The 17,948-nt window shown below is 42.0% G+C and carries 12 protein-coding genes; 1 reads left to right on the top strand and 11 read right to left on the bottom strand.

Annotation, left to right across the window (positions count from 1 at the left end):
- Nucleotides 1–10 precede the first annotated feature (10 nt).
- The 8 genes from M472_RS41295 to M472_RS41260 all read right to left on the bottom strand — a co-directional run bounded on the left by M472_RS41295 (nucleotide 11) and on the right by M472_RS41260 (nucleotide 11,933).
- Nucleotides 11–3,550, bottom strand: a complete 3,540-nt coding sequence (locus M472_RS41295; RefSeq protein ID WP_021069407.1) for a SusC/RagA family TonB-linked outer membrane protein — start codon at nucleotides 3,548–3,550, stop codon at nucleotides 11–13.
- A 150-nt stretch (nucleotides 3,551–3,700) separates the two neighbouring features.
- On the bottom strand, nucleotides 3,701–4,807 hold the full coding sequence (locus M472_RS41290; RefSeq protein ID WP_021069406.1) for a FecR family protein: 1,107 nt from the start codon (nucleotides 4,805–4,807) through the stop codon (nucleotides 3,701–3,703).
- 52 nt (nucleotides 4,808–4,859) lie between these two features.
- Nucleotides 4,860–5,411, bottom strand: a complete 552-nt coding sequence (locus tag M472_RS41285; protein WP_021069405.1) for an RNA polymerase sigma-70 factor — start codon at nucleotides 5,409–5,411, stop codon at nucleotides 4,860–4,862.
- Nucleotides 5,408–6,724 (bottom strand): chloride channel protein, encoded by a 1,317-nt coding sequence (locus M472_RS41280; RefSeq protein WP_021069404.1) that lies wholly within the window; start codon nucleotides 6,722–6,724, stop codon nucleotides 5,408–5,410. The genes M472_RS41285 and M472_RS41280 overlap by 4 nt, the downstream gene beginning before the upstream one ends.
- Before the next feature lie 48 nt (nucleotides 6,725–6,772).
- Nucleotides 6,773–7,594 (bottom strand): MBL fold metallo-hydrolase, encoded by an 822-nt coding sequence (locus tag M472_RS41275; RefSeq protein WP_021069403.1) that lies wholly within the window; start codon nucleotides 7,592–7,594, stop codon nucleotides 6,773–6,775.
- A 253-nt stretch (nucleotides 7,595–7,847) separates the two neighbouring features.
- Nucleotides 7,848–9,275 (bottom strand): L-serine ammonia-lyase, encoded by a 1,428-nt coding sequence (locus M472_RS41270; RefSeq protein WP_021069402.1) that lies wholly within the window; start codon nucleotides 9,273–9,275, stop codon nucleotides 7,848–7,850.
- Between the two features lie 314 nt (nucleotides 9,276–9,589).
- Nucleotides 9,590–11,293: a glycoside hydrolase family 3 protein gene (locus tag M472_RS41265; RefSeq protein WP_031301464.1), complete on the bottom strand. Its 1,704-nt coding sequence runs from the start codon at nucleotides 11,291–11,293 to the stop codon at nucleotides 9,590–9,592.
- A gap of 97 nt (nucleotides 11,294–11,390) precedes the next feature.
- Entirely contained in the window at nucleotides 11,391–11,933 is a 543-nt protein-coding gene (locus tag M472_RS41260; protein ID WP_021069400.1) for a TetR/AcrR family transcriptional regulator, read from the bottom strand.
- 247 nt (nucleotides 11,934–12,180) lie between these two features.
- On the opposite strand from M472_RS41260, the gene M472_RS41255 reads away from it, so the two are divergent.
- Nucleotides 12,181–15,003, top strand: a complete 2,823-nt coding sequence (locus M472_RS41255) for an outer membrane beta-barrel protein (RefSeq protein ID WP_022829284.1) — start codon at nucleotides 12,181–12,183, stop codon at nucleotides 15,001–15,003.
- Here M472_RS41255 and pncA read toward each other — a convergent pair.
- From pncA to M472_RS41240, 3 genes are all read right to left on the bottom strand, one after another.
- The gene (gene pncA / locus M472_RS41250) at nucleotides 14,975–15,565 is read right to left on the bottom strand and encodes a bifunctional nicotinamidase/pyrazinamidase (RefSeq protein WP_021069398.1); all 591 of its coding nucleotides are present in this window, start codon (nucleotides 15,563–15,565) and stop codon (nucleotides 14,975–14,977) included. The genes M472_RS41255 and pncA overlap by 29 nt on opposite strands.
- Nucleotides 15,566–15,694: 129 nt before the next feature.
- On the bottom strand, nucleotides 15,695–16,372 hold the full coding sequence (locus M472_RS41245) for a response regulator transcription factor (RefSeq protein WP_021069397.1): 678 nt from the start codon (nucleotides 16,370–16,372) through the stop codon (nucleotides 15,695–15,697).
- On the bottom strand, nucleotides 16,369–17,793 hold the full coding sequence (locus M472_RS41240; protein WP_021069396.1) for a sensor histidine kinase: 1,425 nt from the start codon (nucleotides 17,791–17,793) through the stop codon (nucleotides 16,369–16,371). Before M472_RS41240 ends, M472_RS41245 begins: the two co-directional genes overlap by 4 nt.
- Between the last annotated feature and the right edge of the window lie 155 nt (nucleotides 17,794–17,948).

Below are 17,948 nucleotides of genomic sequence, written 5' to 3'. Positions count from 1 at the left end.
TGTTGGTCCATTAAAAATTAGTGTATAAAGAAATACTGTACATCGCCTGCCTCGGCAATGAGCGAGCCCCGGTAGCTCTATTTATGGCATCCGGATCTATACTATTATCACTAAAGGTATACTTGAGTGGATTTTGAATCTGAAAACGAACCATCGTATTAGACAGTTTGAATCTGTTTGTAAAATCTTCCTTTAGCCGATAGGTCAACACGATATCCCGTAACCGTATAAAATCTGCTTTCTTCACGAATTTGTTGGCATACGTATACCCTGTCTTCGCATAGGTATTAAAATAATTGGGTGATCCCACCACCATAAATCCAGGTATATCCGTAGTAGCCTCATCACCAGCCTGCTTCCAATAATTCAATCCTTCTTCTAGGAATGATCTATTGGTGACATAAGGATCCGGAGCCTGCGTACGCATGACATGGCCACCGTAGTACATTAACAGAAAAGATAGATCAAACTGTCCTAAACTAAACTGGTTGTTCAACCCGATCACATGTCTCGGCGCAGTAGTCCCCATATACTGCATATCTTCGATAGTAATCTCCGTATTTCCTCCGCTCGCCGAAGTACTTACCATACGGCGATTGCCGTTCTTATCCATAATTTCGGGCTGCCCTTTCTCATTTAGTCCTACATAGTTATAGGCAAACAATGCACCTATAGGCCTAGTCGCCACATATTCAATCTGTGATACCAAAGGTACCTGAGCCTCAATACCTGTAGGCTGTGCGGTCATTACCTCTTTCACATTATTAAAATTGAAAGAGCCTGTAAGCTGTGTCTTCCACGAGAAACCAGAATGTTGGATATTCGCTGATGTCACTTGCATCTCAAAGCCGTTATTGACAATAGTCGCCGTATTAGCATTGTAGGAGTTGAATCCAGAAGTCGGATCTGAGCTCAATAGACCAATAACATCAGTAGAGTTTTTCCGGTAGTAATCTAAACTTCCTGACAAGCGATATTTCCATAACGCAAAATCCAAACCTACATTGTAGGTGGCTGTTCTCTCCCAACGCATAGAGCTATTTTCTGGTGATAGTACATCGTAATATTTTTCGAACGGAAAATAAGTATAGTTTATATCTGAATTGAGAATAAGGTATTTGCCATTAGCTGATGTTGGTGTATTTCCATTCACGCCATAAGCCGTACGGATTTTCAACAATGAAACCCAATCTAGATCTTTCATAAACTCCTCCTGATGTATACTCCAATTCGCTCCGAGGGAATAAAAAGGTTTGTACCGATATTGTGGATCCGTCCCAAATAAATTGGATTGGTCGGTACGGATACTCCCCGTCAATGCGTAACGGTTCTTGTATAAATAAGTCGCATCGCCATAGAAGGATACAAAACGTCTGTCATCGTAATTTTCACCAAAATAATTTTGGTAACTTACACTAGGTATCGAAGTATTTGGCAATGTGGTATCGAAAGCAGGCTTTTGGCTGGCATTGAATGCCGTAAAGTCGATAGGCGTATATATCAATGTCTGTCCATCATATCCGAATACGGAGGTCAGGTAATTACTATTTTCGATCCGACGAATCTCAGAACCTACAACTCCAGACAGTTGATGGTCTTTAGAAGGACTGCTGTAGTTAAAATTAAACTGTCCTCGTACGGTATAGCTTTTGATAGATTCATTGTCTCTCGATAGCAGGTCTCCCTTTGGAAGTTGGTCAAATATAGGGCGTCCAGTAACAGGGGCCTTGGATGCCCTATAATTCATTAACCGTCGCATATCAAAAAAATCCTCCTGCTTCAGGCTACTGACCAAATTACGTTCATCTTCGTAAGCTCCTCCAAAATCAAAGTCTAACCAAGAGGTGATCTTGGTATTCAATCTCGCCTGAAAGCGGACAGCCGAAGTATTGGTCTTATTGTTTGCCCTAAAGACATCGGCATAGGGGTAATACAACTGATCATAGAGCCCGTTCTCTATGTTCAAATCATTATTACCGGAAATGATACTCGAAAACCGGCTACTGCCACCGAAAGTATTTACGCCCCATATTACTGGTAATGCATCACCATGTTCATCCACTAATCTTTCATAGGGTTGGAAATCGTTGATCCCCACCCGTCGATAAGGACTGTTACTTTTTCGATTTTGATAGGTTCCTTTGAAGTCCAGGTACATCAATCGGTTTAAACTATGTGTTGAGGCAAAGTTTAGCAAAATACGTTTGTTATCCGTCTCGATATAATCACCCCACTCTCCCAGGTAGTTAGCGCCCAAGAGATAGGTATGTTTATCCGATCCTCCGCTCAGGTCAAAATCAATTTGATTGGTCAATGCATTCCTATAGAATAGTTCTTTGTACTGCTGTAGATTATCAAAATCTCCCAAAGCAGCTACCTGTGCGTTCATTTCGGTCTGCGTAATCTTACCTTCTTTGAAATCAAATACCGCCTCATGCACAGGGGTCGACGCCATTAGCTTTCCGGTATATTCCGTCCTTACAGCTGTTTTGTCGATCAAAAGATTGTCCTTTAAGATAGATGCCAATGCTCCTGAACCAGCATAGTTCATGTAGCCAAAGTCCGGACGTGGCTGTATGGCTGTTGTAGCACGTAGATTGAATTTTGTTACGCCCATTTTACCCCGTTTGGTTTCGATAACGATAACCCCATTGGAAGCTCGTGAACCGTAGATGGAAGCTGCAGCAGCATCTTTCAGCACGTTGACCGACACAATATCATTTGGATTGATGTTCTGTATATCGATTTCTGTCGGAAATCCATCCAATACGATCAATGGCTTACGCACCGCATCGAAGGTCGACACGCCACGGATGGAAAGGTCATTGGACTGGGGATTGTAAACCAACCCAGCTAACTTACCTTCGAGGTTCTCCAAGAAATTGCCTGATACGGCAACACGCTGATCATAATCCTCCCGGTTAATATTAGCGACGGCCCCTGTCAATTGAGCATCGGTCAATGCGCGGTAACCTGTCTGTACAGTAACAACCGATTCGTCCAATGCGTATTGTACGGCATCAAGAACGACATGCGACAGATTACTACTGACACTCAACTCTTTGGTGTGATACCCCAACATGGAGATTTCGATATATTTGTCCCCCGGAAGCACGCCGATAGCAAATCGCCCCTGCGCATTGGTAGCAGAAGCCCGAAATGTGCCTTTCACACGTACTGTAGCATTATGAACAGGCGCACCTTCTTTATCAAACACAAACCCGACGATTTCTTTGGTTTGCTGTTGGTTAGCTCCTTTTTTCAGAATGATGGTATTATCGATTATCTCGTATTGGATAGGTAAATCTCCGATCGATGTGCTCAGCACTTCTCGAACGTCCTTCTGCTCAAAACTGACATCTTGAGCCCGCATGGAGCGTATGAGTTCGTCTTCATAAACGAATCTATAACTAGACTGTCGTTCAATTTTCTGAATCAGCTCCTTAAATGATATATTCTTGGCGCTAACATTGATCAACTGTCCATACACAGCAGCCTTAGTCTGCAAAAGTGCAGCTCCAATAAGGACACATACTAAATGGATTTTCATTAGTATTCCTCTTTTGTAATTCATAAATTTGATTGGTTTTGTTAGTTATTTAGTTCTCACGACATAGTATTAAATATTGACAGCCATCGAGGTCAGATATGTTCGAGCATATTTGGCCTCTTCTTTTGTCTATCAATGGTTAGTTTATTGTTATTTAATAATTATTTTTCTTCCTTCGATTTTAAAGCTTAAAACATCTGTAGCCTCTAATACCGCTATAACCTTAGTGAATGTTGAATATCGGGGGATACTTCCTGTAAAACGTTTCTCTTTTAGGTCTTCACGCTCAAACTCTACCTCTAGATTGTACCATCGCCCAATATCATTCATCAGTTCCTCAGCAGGTTTTTCATTGAACACGAATTCTTTATTCACCCAATCGACCTGCTGTGTCTCTCTTGATGTCAGCAGCAGTTCATTTCCTTTGTTGACGACTTGATCTCCTGGCTTCATCATAATCTCCTTACCTGTTTCTTTATTGCTCACCTTCACACTTCCGCGCAATAATTTGGTTGTGGTTTCCGACTCGATCGGATAAGCTTTAATGTTAAATTGTGTCCCCAACACGGTTACTTTTTGCTTCGCTGTACCCACAACAAAAGGTTTACTTGATTTTTGCACATCAAAAAAGGCTTCACCCAAAAGATCAACGTTTCTCTCATTTTTATTGTAGCCGGCCAATAATTTCAACTCCGAATCAGCATTCAGCTTTACCAAAGAGCCATCCGGCAAAGTGACCTCAAACTCACCTCCTTTAGGGGTCTTTATCACACTAGGTTCGACACTCTCGCCTCCATTTTCTAACTGTCGAATCTGTATTCCTCCTGTAGCCAGCTTAATAATCTCCATTCCTCCTTTGTTGAGTCTAGCACCAACAAGCATAGCCTTCAAATCGACTTCCTGCCCATTATCTGTCCGCAGAACAGCTGTCTCCTCTCCAGGCAGAATGCTGTCTAGGGAAACTAATTGCTGCTGTGCGTCTTGAGTGGTAGTCCTCATAAGGTAAACACCAACTATAAGTGTCAATACTGCAGCGGCGGCGGCAATCTGCTTCCACACAGGGGTTAGCTTCCGAACCTTGTACAACTGCTTTATCTCTTCGCGTCCCTGCGTATAATGGTCCTGTAAAATATCTTGATGGATTGACTTAGGCTTTTCTCCAACAGCCAGGTACCAACGTTCGACTTGTTCTCTCTCCTCTTCAGAGACATTGCCCTCGTTATATCGCTTTAGTAAATCTTGGAAGTTGTGGTCCATAACTTGTCTTTTGAGATAAGACAGGTAGCTCGGACAAGGGGTGTAGATATTTTTAGAAAAAAAGTAAATTTATTTTGGATCGTATGATTTTCAAGGCATTAACAATCTGTCTTTTTACAGTTTTATCGGAGATATTAAGCTGTTCACCTATTTCCTTATGGCTGAGATGCTCAAATCGACTCAGCTCAAACACCAGTCGCATCTTCTCGGGAAGAAGGTCTATTCCCTCCTCGATCTGCGCTTTCAACTCTTTTTCAAACACATACCCCTCAACGGAGCTGTAGCTTTGCTGCTGATCCAAAGTTTCTAAATAGCTGCTACGTACATTTTTCTTTTCTAAGAAATTTAGAATGTTGTTCTTTAACGAGACATATAGGTATCCGGAAAAATTCTGTAACTCTCCAATGATCTCTCTTTTCTGATATAAAGCTGTAAATGTATCCTGTACCAGATCCTTGGCTTCCTGTGCATCGTCTAACTTGCGAAGGGCGTGTACATATAATAAAGGAAAAAAGCGTTCGTAAAGCACATCAAAAGCGACATTATCTCCATTTTGAACCAAGGAGAACAGGTATTCGTCGCTATATCCGCTATAGGTTTTCATTGCTTCAGAGGAAATCCAGTAGGTAAAGATAAGGAATGTTCCTCTTTATAGGTATACACATTATAGGGGTATACCCATTTGGCAAAGACTTTAGCAATAAAACTGGCGATCAATAAAGGGATAAACAACTGAATACCATTAGGTACTACACTCATGATGATAAACAAAGCCGCAAACGGTGCATGTATAGCGGCAGAAAGCATCGCCACAGCACCAAACAGTGCAAAATTAAGCAGGATTAACTCTGTACCGAACCAATGGTTGCACAGCTGGGCAAATAACATCCCCAAGAAGGCTCCCGCAACGATACTCGGTGCAAAGACCCCGCCGTCTCCACCAACACCCAGTGTCAATGATGCGGCCAGTGGCTTAAGAAATAGCAACAGCATCAAAGGCAGCCATGTCAGTTGGCTCATCGGATAGAGCTGCCCCAAGGTGAGCAATTCATGCAACCCAACATAGCTGTCGCCATAGAGCTGAGGCAGGAAGAATATTAAAGCACCTACCGTTATCGCCCCCAGATTGACCCGGATAAAATTGCTTTTGATCGTCCCAAAATAGTGCTTGGCATAGATGACCAACTTGGTAAAATACAGCGCTAAAATCCCTCCCAATATCGCCAACAGAAATATATAAGGCAAGGCTGATAAGTTCCAATGTGTCACCTCAAAAGGTAAGATCGGCTTACCATCAAAAAAATAGACAAATGCATAGGCTAAAATCATCGACACCATACCACTGAATAAAAGTGTTTTGCTGAACCGGCGTGCGATCACTTCAAAAGCAAAGAGCAGACCACCTATGCCACTTCCAAACAGTACGGTAACACCGGCCGTAACCGCAGCACAAATCAGTTCGGTCTTAAACGCCCAAGCTGAATGTATCCGCTTATAGGCCTGATTGCCTACTGTCGCAGTAGCGACCACCGTAGATACCTCCACTCCGGTCGATCCACCAAAGATGACGGTTAAAAAACCATTGATAAAATGAGACGGAATCTTAAAGAACGGCAGGTGATCTTTTCGCGTTTCTAACGTGGTATAGATCTCCTTAATTCCTTTGTTCTTACGATTCTGAAACACATACTTACGCAGAAAGTAGATGCTTGTAATCCCGATTGACGGCAACAGAATAAATAGAGCGGCCTGTTGCCCCTGAATATAATGATAGATATAGTGTTGAAAAAACTCGGTCAGATGCTTTAGACTAAAAGCCAATATACAGGATATTAGACTAACAAGGACGACGGAAAGAAAAAGCTTGAAATAGTTGTAACGAATGACACGCTTCCGAAATGTTTGTTGTTTTAACATATTGCGTTGAAAATGACCGTGCAAAGTTAAAACTTATTGGGGACTTTTTTAAAACTGTGTCAACGTTATCTGCTGTTCTACATACACAAACCTGGATATAGTCTGCATGGCCGGCACGTATTCGTACAGCGGTGTTTCTTCTGTCCGTAACGCAATGGATAGTTCAATTTCTTCACAATGTGGTGCAAAGGTCTGTTCAACGATATCCACGGTATTATTCTCGCCGGACAGATGCCCCAGGATAAGGTGCCGGAGTCGTGGGCTTCTGTTCTCTAACAGTAACTCCAGTGCTTCTCTATTGGATATATGGCCCCAACCGGAGCTGATCCTATTTTTGAGGTAATAAGAATAACGCCCTGTACGCAACATCTCCTCGTCATAGTTGGACTCCAACAACAATACATCCGAGTGCTGTATGACATGCTTCACATTGTCACAACCTCGCCCTAAGTCAGTTAAAATGGACACATTGGTCATACCATCGGTAATCACAAAGCTACAAGGCTCTTTGGCATCGTGATACTTGGGAATACCGATTACTGTCAGATCTCCGACGGCGGTTCGCGCATCGGCATTGATGATATGCACTAAATGCTCTGGCAACCTGAGCTTGGTCCCTTTGTATGTTCCTTCTGTCAGATAGACTGGTATTTGATACCGCTTACAGAATACCGAGAGTCCCCGGATATGGTCACCATGTTCGTGGGTAATGAAAATAGCTTTGATCCCAGCAGGAGATAAGCCCAACTTGGCCATACGCAGTTCCACATGCTTGGTATTGATTCCTATATCAACCAATACAACATCCTCTCCCTTGGCTACATAGTAGCAGTTCCCGTTCGACCCTGAAGCTATTGCGGCATATTTCATATGTATTTAATTATCTTCGATGAGCTCGCAAGCTCGGTTTGTCTTTTATCTGTCATATGGAATATCCAAATTACATCAGTAGTGTTTGTGCAGTTCTGCTACATAGATATTTCATATGTATTTAATTTTTTCTTTAATGGCCATACGGAATACTCATGGGTGTTTGTGTTTCGCTAAACATGAGTATTTCATAGTTGCAAAAGTAAAGAAAAAAGCCTTAGCTTGTTAGGCTAAGGCTTTTGAACCTCTTATATTAACACTCCGGTAAGCTCAACGGTACTTTTACCGCTAGACCGCCATCGGCTGTTTCTTTGTATTTGACATTCATATCCTGAGCAGTCTCCCACATTGCAGACACTACCGCATCTAGACTAACTTTTGCTTTATCGGGGTTGGATTGTAACGCCAATTGAGCTGCTGTAATAGCTTTAATCGCCCCCATGGTATTACGTTCGATGCATGGTATCTGTACCAATCCGCCGATCGGATCGCAGGTAAGTCCCAAATGATGCTCCATAGCGATTTCTGCAGCCATCAATGCTTGTCGCTGGGATCCTCCCAAACACTCCGTCAGCGCGCCTGCGGCCATAGCTGAAGATACGCCGATCTCGGCCTGGCAGCCTCCCATAGCTGCTGAAATAGTCGCATTTTTCTTAAAAATAGATCCTATCTCTGACGCTGCCGCTACGAACTGTATCACCTTATCGTCCTCATAGGCATCGTGAAAAGTGATGTAATACTGGAGTACAGCCGGTATAACCCCTGCTGCCCCATTGGTCGGCGCAGTAACAACACGTCCGAAAGACGCATTCTCCTCGTTGACCGCGAGTGCAAAACAACTCACACAGTCTAGGATATAACCAAAGTCACGTCCACCTTGACGAATAGCGTCAATCCATGTGTCATAATCTTTATATTCACGTCCTTTGAGCATGCGCTTGTTCATCTTAGCGGCACGACGTTCGACATGCAATCCTCCTGGCAAGACGCCATCGGTATGACAGCCCTTATAAATACATTCTTTTATAGTCTGGAAAATACGTAAAATACCGTCTTTGGTTTCCGACTCCGGACGCCAAGCACACTCATTTTCCAATACGATCTCCGAAATCTTCAATCCTGTGCGCATACAGGCACTCATCAATTGTTGCGCAGTATCAACCGGAAAAGCGAGATCAACTTCGGAAAGCACGGTTTCGGAATCATTTTCTTGCACGACAAAGCCTCCACCTATAGAATAATAGGTTTCAGAAATAGCCTTACTATCCGCCAAAAAGGCTTGGAAGGTCACCGCATTGGGGTGAAATGGCAAGCTCTGGTCAAATAGGAAAAGAAGCTGCTCTTCGTAACTAAAATCTATTTGATGGCTGCCACCCAAAACTAGCTTTCCAGCAGTTTTTATATGCTCTACTTTAGGCATCACCTGTGATACATCAAAAGTCACAGGATCATCCCCACTGAGGCCCAACAAAACGGCAATATCTGTACCATGCCCCACCCCTGTCTTGGCTAGAGAGCCATACAGAAGGATATTGACCTGTTGCACGCTTTCAAAAACAGCGGTATCTACAAGTTTCTGTACAAAACGCTGCGCCGCCCTCCAGGGGCCCAAGGTATGCGAACTCGAAGGGCCGATACCTATTTTAAACATATCAAATACAGAAATTTGCTCTTGTGCCATTACCGATAACTTAAGTCTATTTTATAAATCAGGTTCAAAGTTATCATTAATATGAATGAAATAAAAAGAAGCGCTCACAAAAGAAGAAAATGTTTACATTCGGATGCCTTTGGAGCCGATCTTTGGGAATTCTTTCGGTAGGGAGGTAAGTTATCATGTTAACGAGTGATTGTGTTAACAAGTTATCGAGTTATGGAAATTATGCAGTGATGGTGTTAAGAAGTTGGATTAGGTTAGGGGGTAAAAGAAGAAAACCGTAAAACTGTTATTCTTTTAACAATTTTACGGTTTCAATAAACTATCGTTTTTACGATCTAAACACCTTTTCCGTAAGCGAATTCTTTGCTAACTGTAACGGGCAATTTTCCTGTTGCTTTGATCTGCTTCAACAATACTTTCAATGCCGCACGTTGCATAAAATCATCATTTTGGTAAGCTAGAATGATCGATGCACTACGTGCTACGTCAACGGAATTGATGGCATATGGATTGGTAAACATGACGGTTATGGTACGTCTCCCTGCCATTTTATCTATGAATTTCTTGACTGGTTCTTTTATATCCAATTCACTACGCGGACGGGAGCGATTGTCGTGTATGGCCAATACAATCTGCTTATGATCTCTGATAACTTTCACTAAACTATCCAACTCTTCTTGTGTCTCGTTGCCTTTAATGTAAAAGTTTGTTCCCTGTGTCAGCTGTAAACTCAATCCTTTTTCAAAATCCTGACCTTGATCTATACCGATACTGACCACAGCAGTTTCTTGCTTAGGATCAAATGATTGGATACGTTTGTTTGATTTCAAAACGGTCACTGACGCATCTGCCATTCGTTGAATCAAAGACTTTGTCGCTGGTCTGTTCAGATCATTGATCAGTCCGTTACGATTGGTGGGACGGTAATTGTTCAATCCCAACCAGTATTTTGCAGCTAAGACACGTTTGACACGTGCATCAAGCTCAGCTTGTTTAATTCTTCCACTTTTGATGGCCTTTTCTACAAGATCAATAGCACGGCCACTATTCTCAGACACTTCCAATAAATCGTGTCCAGCTTCGATTGCCATTACATCGGCTTCTCCATTGGGGAAATACTTCTTAACACCTTTCATATCCATCGCATCAGTCACAGCAAGCCCCTTAAACCCTAACTCGTTACGAAGCAAATCTGTAACGACCTTACGGGAAATAGAAGAAGGCATATTAGGCGTATTATCCAAGGCCGGAATGTTCATATGGGCTACCATTACCGCAGGTGCGCCTTGTTTGATCAATTCTTTGAAAGGATACATCTCTAGTTCTTCCAACCGTTTTTTAGAGAAATTAAGCTGTGGCAAATCATGATGCGAATCCACATCCGTATCGCCATGTCCTGGAAAATGTTTTAATGAAGCAATAATACCACCATCAACCATTCCATCCATATAGGCTTTGGCTTTGTTAGTAACATTCACTTTGTTCTCTCCAAAAGAACGGAATCCAATCACTGGATTTTTAGAATTGTTGTTCACATCTACCACAGGAGCAAAATTAAAATGCATGCCCATGCGTAGAAAATCTTTGGCGATTTCGCGCCCCATGTCATAGATCAGGCTATTGTCCTGAATAGCGCCCAATGTCATCTGATAAGGGAAAGACTGTGTTGAGTCTGGTAGACGCATCCCTAAGCCCCACTCCCCATCGAATGTGATTAATAATGGTACTTTCGTGAGTTTTTGGTATTGATTGTACATGTCAACATGCCGTACGGGACCCCCCTGAAAAACGACCAATCCACCAAGTTGCTCTTTTTGGATCACGGTCGCTACAGAATCGATATATTTTTGTCCCAAATTGGTATGTGCACGTACCAAAAACAATTGTCCAATACGCTCTTTGGGGGTTAGACTATTAAAAACCGAGTCCACCCATTGGTGTTGCTGATTGATAAAAGGGACAAAGGCTGGTTTCTTCTGTGCGAATCCCGCCATTGTCAAACCGCACAAAAATGCACTGGTTATAATTGACTTTAGCATATTATTTGTTTTATAATTAAGGCTCTAAAATAACACTTTATATGCAGAAGTAAAGCATAATATGCAAAACTTTTACACAATAATGCATAAAAACGCATTAAATCAAATTATACTTATCCTCCAGCATGATTGCCAGATCCATGGCGTTTGTGATATCACCACAGGCTTCCTTTTTCCAAAGCATATCGATAATAAGCAGCATAAACTGTGTTTCTAGCTCGGGTTCTTTATATCCCAGCTCCTCAAAGGCACGCTGTATGATGGGATGTACGGGCTTCATGAACTGCTCGTGCTGCTGTCTGGAGAATGGTGTGTGGGACAATCTTTCCTGTAATTTCCAAAACAAAGGCTCGTCCGAGACCAATTTGCTCGGGAGAAATATCATCGTTCTTAAAAAGTCCTTTGCATTTTTGTAGGTCATCATCCCTCTATGGTGTTGCAATACTCTTCTATACCCCGATTTTATCAAGTGTGCCAATAACGCATCCTTATTCCCAAAATGCTTGAAAATCAAAGCTTCTGACACCCCTGCCAACGCAGCGATTTCCTTGGTAGAAGTAGCCGCATACCCATTTTCAGCAAACAGAGACAAGGCTGTCTGCAGTATTTTTTCCTTTCTACTTAATGTGGTCTCCTTCATATTACAGTTTAGAACGGTACAAAGATATTGATTTTAGACCCAGAATACGATAGTAGGGTTTAACCGAAATGTCATTTTCGAGACGTCATCTGAAATCTGCGTTTTCCTATCAAAAGATACAAATATGGAGACTTTATTTAATTGAATCTATTACAAGAACAACAATTAATATATATTTAATATCCAGCTATGCTTTTTATCCCAAAAATTAGCTATTTTTGAGATAAAGTATTAAACACTAAACCTTTTGAAATCTAATACCTTCACTCTTTTGACAGCTTTGCTCTGTCTTATACTCAACGCTTTTGCCGTAAGGGCTCAGCATGTATTGTCGGGCAATATCGTGGACAAGACCACATCCAAGCCTTTGTCAGGTGTGACGGTACGGGCAATAAACCAAAAGGATTCCTCCACTATCAGTATATCTTCCAATGCAAAAGGTGTGTTTTCGCAACAGAATCTCAAAAAAGGAGATTACACGATCAGCACCAACATCATCGGCTTTAAGACGGAATCCAGATCGATTTCTATTGAAGGTAAACCTGTCTACCTCTTTTTTAGACTTGAGCCTTCAGAAATTGCGATTGAAGAGGTCGAAATCATTGCCGCCCCTGCTATTGTTTTAAAAGGAGATACAATGGAGTTTGACGCCAAGAACTTTTCTACTCGAGAATATGCCGAGGCGGATGAACTGGTGGCTCAAATCCCTGGTGTGATGATTGATGAAGAAGGTAATGTAGAGGCGCATGGAGAAAAAGTGACACGTATCATAGTAGATGGGAAGGAGTTTTTCAGTTCGGATCCCCGGATTGCCTTAAAGAATCTTCCTGCAGAAATCATTGCCAAAATCCAACTGATTGACGAGAAGTCAGAACAAGCTCGATTCTCAGGCTTTGATGATGGCAAACGCAATAAGATAATCAACATTGTCACTAAACCGGACAAGCGACATGGGCATTTCGGAAAATTGAACGGAGGAAAGGGGGATCGTAATAAATTTGGTATCAACGCATCTTTGAACACATTTGACGGAGACAAGAAATACGCCGTCAACCTGATGGCCAACAATATTAATGAAACCAACTTTGCGGAACAAGGTCGCGGTGGTAACCGACGAGCCAACAACAATACAGAAAGAGGTCTTTCCACGACCTACGCTGGTGCCGTTAACTTTACCAATACCTACTTGCATAAAAAAATGGAAGTCAGTGGGGACTACAACTTTCGCTCGCTCTCCACATTGACCAACACGATATCAAATATTGAATACCTGAGTGAAAAACGGGCAAACCAATTTGGTGAACAAAAAAATCTATCCGACGATCTGAACAAGGAGCATAAGTTTAACGCTCGCTTAAAATGGAATATCGATTCGACTAATCGGATTGACTTTTCACCAAACTTCCGGTACACCGAAGTACACAAACAGAATAGTTCGGATAACCGAACAGATCGTTATCACACCGACCCGATCAACCATTCTATACGTTCGGGCGATAGTAACAATAAAAGTTTTAATATCGGCGGATCTCTCACTTACATGCATCGGTTTGCCAAAAAGGGACGTTCACTATCGTTGAGTATGAGCGGCAACAAAAGTAATAACGATGCACTGGGACTTACACTCGCCACCACGTCTTACTACAAAAATGCGCCCACAGGAGGTTGGGGCGATACAGACCCCACTATAAGTCGAATTGACACGAACAACAACCGCAGTTTGACAGAGGGGTACGGATCCGGTATAAATAGCCGTCTTTCCTTTACAGAATCGATCTCTCGATACAGTCGGCTGCAGGCTAATTATAACTTTAGGAACACAGCAAACTATTCCAATCGAGAGACGTTCCAGTTTCTGGCCGAAACGGGACAATTGGGCAAATTAAGAGATCGCCTTTCCAACGAGTTCCGAAATGATTACAATTACCACAGTGGCGGACTGTCCTATTCCTACAACCGAAAAGATGTATTACGTATACAAATGGGGCTGAACTATCAGAATGGTATCCGCATTAATAATCGCACTGTCCCTATCAACCTTCGGACGACTGCAGATTTTAACAGTTTACTCCCTGAATTCACCACCGTGTATAAGTTTTCCAAGGACAGAAATGTGGAATTCAATTATAACACCCAAACCAATACACCGAATATCAACCAGCTTCAGGATTTTGTCAATAATAGCAACGAACTACGCATTACTAATGGCAACCCTAACCTTAATCAGGAATATGCGCATACTTTAAAGCTTCAATATAAAGATGTCAACAAGAATTCGGGGCGTACACTAACGACGAATGTAAACTTTGAGTATGTTAATAACAAAATCACAAATTCCATATTAACGACCAACCGGGATACGACACTGGTTTTTAAAGATACATCTTTCCGACTGGGTGCTGGCGGGCAATACACCGTGCCCATCAATATCAACGGCGCCTATAGCTTCAAACTCACGAACAGTTACGGATTGCCCATAAAACCGCTTAAAGTCAATGTACATGCCAACACAAGAGTGTTTTTTGACAACGATCTCGCTGAAAGCAATGGCGAACTGGTCAATAGTACGTCTTATGGATTTGGACAGAGTATCGGGGTCAACTCGAACTTTAGCAAGGAATATATCTTTTCCCTAAGCTACAATATCAATGGCAGATACACACGCAACCCCCTGGGTACGTTACCGCGATATGAGGTCTTTACGCATAGGCTCAACAACAATATTACCATCGAACTCCTCAAGAAACTTGTACTGTCTTCTCAACTTACATATTTGCTGAACGGCGGAATAGGGAGCGCCTCTGCTATAGAAACGACCTTATGGCAAGCTTCTATAGGCTACAAACTTCTTAAACGCAGAAATGCGGAACTGGCACTAAAGGGTTTTGATTTGCTAAACAATGCTCAAAATGTCAGTAGACGTGTCAATATCGATAACATTTCGGATGTGACCTCAAATACATTAAACCGCTATTTCTTACTGTCCTTCACTTATAATCTACGTCAATTTGGCAATAATGCAATGGGTGGAAAAAAGGATTCTAGAAAAAAAGCCCCCCTGCTTGAATAAAAGCTTGCTTTTTATCCATGTATTGTTCTCTATCTATAGGCTTTGTCGCTTTCGAGAGGATAACGGTTCTATACCCTAGACTAAGCGCATCCATTGCGGTAAAGTGTACACAAAAATCTGCTGCTAAACCACACACGTGAACTTCTGCTATGGATCGATCCTGCAAATAACCATGCAACCCGGTGTTTTTACGTCGTCCATTGTCATAAAATCCGCTGTAACTATCAATTAAAGGATCTACGCCCTTTCGGAACACTGCTTCTATGGTTCTCTGTTCAAGACTATCCGACAATTCGGCTCCCTTGGTCCCCTGTACACAGTGATCTGGCCATAGCACCTGCTCCAAACCATTTAGATCAATCTGATCAAAGACATTGTGCTCTATATGTTGGGAGGCAAAGCTTTGATGTAAAGAGGGGTGCCAATCTTGGGTTGCAATGACCAAATCATATTTGGACTGGACGCTGTTTATTACTTCTATGACCTGATCTCCATTGGGAACTTCCAGTGCTCCTCCGGGCAGGAAATCGTTCTGAATATCAACAATTAATAATGCCTTCATTTGTATATTTTTTAACGGATCTCCTATTCAGGAGATATTAACCAGGAATGGCATCCAAATTTTATACCATAATTGTTCTCAAAGTACATGCCCCCTTAGCACCATATACTCCTATTTCAAAACATTAAGTTAGTCAATATTCATAATATAGCCAATTCCTCTCACGTTGGTAATCTTGATACGTGCATCTCGTGCAAAATATTTGCGTATTCTACTGATAAACACATCGAGGCTACGTCCTGTAAAATAGGTATCGTCTCCCCAATAGGCTTTAATAATATCTTCGCGTGGCACCACGTTGTCCCTATTCTCAAACAACCTACGAACCAGCTCTATCTCTCTATAGGACAGCTTTTCCTCAGCATCGGCATGCCTCAGGACATTTTTATTCGTATCCAACACATAGTCCCCGATTACATACGTCGCGTGAACAGGCCTCTTGACTCGCCTAGAAAGTGCTTCGATGCGTACGATGAGTTCTTCTATCTTAAAAGGCTTACGGATATAATCATTGGCCCCTAAATGGAACCCTTTGACTACATCCTCCGTCTGGGTGAGTGCCGAAAGGAACAATATAGGTACATGGGGATTGGTCTTTCGAATTTCAGCCGCGGCAGTAAAACCATCCATCAATGGCATCATCACATCTAGAATAATAACGTCTGCATTTTCCTTTTTAAAATAATTCAATGCGTCTTGTCCGTTCTCCCGGTGTACCACCTCAAACCCGTGGTCTTCAAGACTGTCTGCAACAATCAAGGCTAAACTCAGTTCGTCTTCGACATATAGTACTTTTACTTTGCTCATTGTTTTGGAATTGATAAAATAAATACGGTGCCTTTTCCCAAGACACTATCCACTCTAATAGTACCACGATGCTGTTTTACCACTTGTTTGACATATGCCAAACCTAGGCCAAACCCCTTGACAGGATGCAAATTTCCGTTTGGCACCCGAAAGAACACCTCGAATATATCTTTAAAATAAATGGGATCTATACCATGTCCATTATCAGAAACCGAAAGTATAACCATTCCTGCCTCTTCCTTTAATCCGACTTGTATCTTGACGGTATCTCCAGAATACTTGATTGCATTATCAAATAAGTTACTGATCACATTCTTGAGATGAGCGGCATCAGCGACAAGGGTCAGTCTCGGCAAGCTACCCACAAAATCAATACTTACATTTTTCTTGGCTCCCAATTGCGCAATTTCGACACCTTCTTCCAACAACTGTACGATGTCTATGGGGTCCCTTCTTAGATTCACTCCTGTCACCTCATCGATATCAAGCTGCAGCACTTTTTCTATCATATTGGCCAGATGCTCCAGCTCTCGATGAGAAATACGCAAGTATTGCTCCATCTTCTCTTTATCGTCCCTCGCACCATAACGCTGAATAGACTCCAATGCAGCCATCACCGTAGCGACAGGTGTCTTCAGTTCGTGGGTCATGTTGTTTACAAAAGATTTGCGCAACAAAGCTAACTTGTTCTGTCGATTGATCGTCCATAACAAGTATATAAAAGCACCAATAAGCGCCAAAATCAAGAAAATCGAAAGTAATACCTGGACTACCATTTTGCTCAAGAGATAAAAAACGGGATGTTCAAACTGAGCAACAAGATATTCGTCTTCTGTGGGGTTGACCAGTATGGGACGCGTGGCTATCGTGCCATCTGAACCGACACTGAGCTGGTATTTCCCTTTCCCACGATGCCCCTCCTTTATGGTCTTGATCGTAATCCGTACCGGTGTAGTTATACCTTTTGATTCCAAAATATCGGCCAACAATATATTGATTTCTGCAAGGGTCTCCTTACTAAAGGTAATGTTTTGGAGCATAAAAGAAGGCATAATGGCCATCGGTTCCCCAACCTCTTTCTTAGCCTCCCTACGCTTGGCATACCGCAACATCCGCTCTCGTGCCAAGCTATCCCAAAGAGTCTGTATGCGGTCTTCATCGACATTATTATATAGTGTCTTGATGCGTGCAGCAAACAATGCTCCTTCTTTAGAAATGTTCTGATCACGTTTTTCGTTGAGCATATTCTGATGCTCATCATAATAAGCCTGTATGGCATTAAACAGGCTGCGTTCGACTTCTGTTACGAAAACTTCGCGCTTATTTACATATCCTCCATACAACCAAACGACCACGATTCCTCCAATTCCCACGAGGGACAGAACAATCATAAGCACCAATATTTTATACTTTTTTAACATGATTAAAACAAATTTAAATTCTTAGATTTGCACGACGAATTGTTTAGGGTCATATTTAACAAATTATAACACATATTAACAATACGTATTACTTACATTTGCATGTCAACTAATATATATGAGGCAATTATTACATTTTAGATACCTTTTCTTTT

Origin of the sequence: Sphingobacterium paucimobilis HER1398, from assembly GCF_000416985.1 — a bacterium.
Classification (GTDB): domain Bacteria; phylum Bacteroidota; class Bacteroidia; order Sphingobacteriales; family Sphingobacteriaceae; genus Sphingobacterium; species Sphingobacterium paucimobilis.
The sequence above is the reverse complement of the archived record's forward strand: the minus strand, read 5'-3'. Positions and strand labels throughout refer to the sequence as shown.

Excerpts from the sequence above, each read along its gene's own strand:
- M472_RS41245 (WP_021069397.1), bottom strand. The coding sequence starts at position 16,372 with ATGAGCAAAGTAAAAGTACTATATGTCGAAGACGAACTGAGTTTAGCC.
- M472_RS41285 (WP_021069405.1), bottom strand. The coding sequence starts at position 5,411 with ATGAAAACCTATAGCGGATATAGCGACGAATACCTGTTCTCCTTGGTT.
- M472_RS41295 (WP_021069407.1), bottom strand. The coding sequence starts at position 3,550 with ATGAAAATCCATTTAGTATGTGTCCTTATTGGAGCTGCACTTTTGCAG.
- M472_RS41260 (WP_021069400.1), bottom strand. The coding sequence starts at position 11,933 with ATGAAGGAGACCACATTAAGTAGAAAGGAAAAAATACTGCAGACAGCC.
- M472_RS41265 (WP_031301464.1), bottom strand. The coding sequence starts at position 11,293 with ATGCTAAAGTCAATTATAACCAGTGCATTTTTGTGCGGTTTGACAATG.
- M472_RS41240 (WP_021069396.1), bottom strand. The coding sequence starts at position 17,793 with ATGTTAAAAAAGTATAAAATATTGGTGCTTATGATTGTTCTGTCCCTC.
- pncA (WP_021069398.1), bottom strand. The coding sequence starts at position 15,565 with ATGAAGGCATTATTAATTGTTGATATTCAGAACGATTTCCTGCCCGGA.
- M472_RS41270 (WP_021069402.1), bottom strand. The coding sequence starts at position 9,275 with ATGGCACAAGAGCAAATTTCTGTATTTGATATGTTTAAAATAGGTATC.
- M472_RS41275 (WP_021069403.1), bottom strand. The coding sequence starts at position 7,594 with ATGAAATATGCCGCAATAGCTTCAGGGTCGAACGGGAACTGCTACTAT.
- M472_RS41280 (WP_021069404.1), bottom strand. The coding sequence starts at position 6,724 with ATGTTAAAACAACAAACATTTCGGAAGCGTGTCATTCGTTACAACTAT.
- M472_RS41290 (WP_021069406.1), bottom strand. The coding sequence starts at position 4,807 with ATGGACCACAACTTCCAAGATTTACTAAAGCGATATAACGAGGGCAAT.